We start from the raw sequence: 2,377 nt of genomic DNA on the forward strand, positions 1-2,377 counted from the left end.
CGGGAGAGCGGGGCCCCGACGGCACCTGGTGGCCGCAGGACCCCGCCCGCTCCGTGCCGGAGCTGGTCGCGGAGGCGGCGCAGGCGTACGGCCTCGGCCCGGACGCCGCCGCGCTCTACCTGGCGCTGCTGGCGATGCCGGACCCCACCGACCGGAACGTGGCCCGCTGGACCGGCTGGAAACCGGCCCGGGCCCAGGCGGCCCGCGCCGAGCTGGCCGCCTCCGATCTGGTGGTCGAGGCCAGCCGGGCCAGGGCCGGCCGCTCGCTCTTCCTGCCCGGCGGCTGGGTGGACTTCAAGGCCCCGCACCTGCCGTTCGAGGACTGGAAGCTCCCGCTGCTCGACCTGGCTGCGAAGGAGGGGGCGCGGCTCGGCGTGATCGCCCCCGCCGAGCCCGTCGCCGGCCTCTACGCCAGGGCGTGGCAGCGGGTGCGCGACGGCGACCGGCCCCGGCTCCAGGAGCTCAGGACCCGGCGCGCTCAGCGGTCGCGGAAACAGGCATGAGAACGCGGGGCCGGGAGTCGCCGGCGGCGGGCGCGGTCCCGGTCTCCGGCAGGTAGGACGCTCCGGCAGGCATGAGGCCTCCGGCAGGCACGAACCGGCCGGTGGCCGGGAACCGCGCGGCGGATCCCGGCCACCGGCCCGACAGGTGAACGGACAAGAGGACGCACATGACCATGACCGGCCAGCCGGACGCACTCCCGGTGCCCCCGGCCCTTCCCGACGCGACGGCTCCTCCGGCACGGCGGCCGCTCCCGGCCGGCAGGCGGTGCCGGCCGAGGAGCGGTACGCCGCCGAGCTCGCCTTCCTCGCGGCCCACGACGACGGACCCCGCCCGCCCGGATGGGCGCTGACCCCCCGGGCGGTGGTCACGTTCGTCTGCGGCAGCGACGGCCGGGCCCTGGAACTGCCCGCCGGGCGCAGGGCGGCGGCCGGTGACGCCCCCGAGCCGCCCGCCCGCCTCGTGGTGGCTCCCAAGTTCGTCGGCGAGCGCGCCCTCGTGGAACGCTGCGTGGTGACCCTCGCCGGGGAGCGCGGCCTGCTGCTGGTGGGCGAGCCCGGAACCGCCAAGTCGATGCTGTCGGAGCTGCTGTCGGCCGCGGTCTGCGGCACCAGCGCGCTGACCGTCCAGGGCACCGCCGGCACCACCGAGGACGCCTTCCGCTACGGCTGGAACTACGCCCTGCTGCTCGCCCAGGGGCCGAGCCGCCGGGCGCTGGTCGACTCGCCGGTGCTGGCCGCGATGAGGTCCGGCCGCGTCGCCCGGGTCGAGGAGATCACCCGCTGCCTGCCCGAGGTGCAGGACGCCCTGGTGTCGATCCTGTCCGACCGGCGCGTCAGCGTGCCCGAGCTCGCCGGCACCGACGACGGCCTGGTGCCGGCCGCCCCCGGATTCACCGTGATCGCCACGGCCAACCTGCGCGACCGCGGGGTCTCGGAGATGTCGGCGGCGCTCAAGCGCCGGTTCAACTTCGAGACCGTCCACCCCATCGCCGACGCGGCCGCCGAGACCGCCCTGGTGCGCGGCCAGGCCGTCGCGGCGGTACGGCGGGCCGGGGCGGCCTTCGGCGTGGACGACGCCGTGCTGGACGCGCTGGTCACGGTCTTCCGGGACCTGCGCTCGGGCCGCTCGGCCGAGGGCTGGGACGTCGAGCGGCCGGGGACGGTGATGTCCACCGCCGAGGCGGTGCAGGTCGCCGCCTCCCTGGGGGTGGCCGCCGCCTACCTGCCGGCGGGGACGTGCTGGACCTGCTGCCCGGGCACCTGCTCGGCGTGGTCCGCAAGGACGATCCGGCCGACCACGGACGGCTGCTCGGTTACTGGGACGGCCCGGTACGGCGCCGCGCCGAGGACGGCTCCGCGATGTGGCGGCGGCTGTGGGACCTGCGGGAGAACCTGCGGTGAGAGGCGACCGGGAGATGGGCGCCGCCGCCGGGGGTGCCGGGGGCGCCGGAGCGGTCACCGCGATGGACCCGCGGGAGGCGGTGGAGGCCCTCGCGGGCTCCGAGCGGCCCTACCTGCTCGGGGTGCGCCACCACAGTCCGGCGCTGGCGGCGGCCGTACCGGCGCTGCTGGAGGACGCCCGGGCCGAGGTGGTCTGCGTCGAGCTGCCCGCGGACTTCCAGCCGTGGCTGGTCCACCTGGCGGACCCGGCCACCCGCGCTCCGGTCGCCCTCACCGCGGCCGGAGCGGACGGACGGCTCGCCTTCTACCCCTTCGCCGACTTCTCGCCCGAGCTGGCCGCGATCCGCTGGGCCCGGGAGCGCGGGGCCGAGGTGCTCTGCTGCGACCTGCCGCTGCCGGATCCCGGCTGGTCCGCCGACGCGGGGTCCGCGGTCGTGGGGGAGGGCGTCGCGGGGGAGGGCGGGTTCGCCGCC

Annotated in this window: 3 protein-coding genes and 1 pseudogene; all 4 read left to right on the forward strand. The window is 77.6% G+C overall.

All coding sequences use genetic code 11. The annotated features are described in order from the left end of the window. On the forward strand, window positions 1–503 hold a 503-nt coding region (locus ACWJ6R_RS34655), incomplete at its 5' end, for a hypothetical protein (protein WP_449066259.1). 571 nt (window positions 504–1,074) lie between these two features. Beyond that, window positions 1,075–1,407, forward strand: a pseudogene (locus ACWJ6R_RS34660) (AAA family ATPase); the annotation flags it as partial. 332 nt (window positions 1,408–1,739) lie between these two features. Further along, window positions 1,740–1,904, forward strand: coding sequence for a hypothetical protein (locus ACWJ6R_RS34665; RefSeq protein ID WP_449066260.1), 165 nt, complete (start codon window positions 1,740–1,742; stop codon window positions 1,902–1,904). Continuing rightward, window positions 1,901–2,377 (forward strand): DUF5682 family protein (locus tag ACWJ6R_RS34670; protein ID WP_449066261.1); only part of this gene is annotated, 477 nt, incomplete at its 3' end. The genes ACWJ6R_RS34665 and ACWJ6R_RS34670, both read left to right, overlap by 4 nt.

Source organism: Planomonospora algeriensis (assembly GCF_977012225.1).